The organism is Peribacillus sp. SIMBA_075 (assembly GCF_046534585.1).
Genome location: NZ_JAWRYN010000128.1, coordinates 1 through 463 on the forward strand (window position 1 = coordinate 1; position 463 = coordinate 463).

At 35.9% G+C, this 463-nt stretch carries 1 rRNA gene; it reads right to left on the reverse strand.

The window, feature by feature from the left end:
* Positions 1-395: 395 nt before the first annotated feature.
* Positions 396-463, reverse strand: a 5S ribosomal RNA gene (gene rrf / locus SB775_RS34725); the annotation flags it as partial.

Below are 463 nucleotides of genomic sequence, written 5' to 3' on the forward strand. Positions count from 1 at the left end.
TCAACTTCTGCGAAGTTTTTAACTTATTTTAAATCGCTGTGTTTTTCAGCGACCATTTCATCTTATCATTTTCATAGCAAGAAGTCAATAGTTATTATTACTTTTAGTATTCTACCAAAAGTGGATGAAGTTTTTCGTTTGTCTTAGTTGGTGCTTATTTATATTAATCCTATTTCACTTTAAAGTCAACACATTTCACAATAAATAATTTCCTTTCCCAACCTTAGGATAAGAATAGACTTCCAGGGCAAATCTGCACGGTTCCCGTTGGCTTGAAAATGAAAAACATACATTCATGTTTAAAAATATAATTAAGACAAAGCTAAGATCTCCTGAAAAGAACCCTAAATAATACGCAAAAAAAGACCAGCCGGATGGCTGATCTTTTTTAAATGGCTTGGCGGCGTCCTACTCTCACAGGGGGAAACCCCCAACTACCATCGGCGCTGAAGAGCTTAACTGC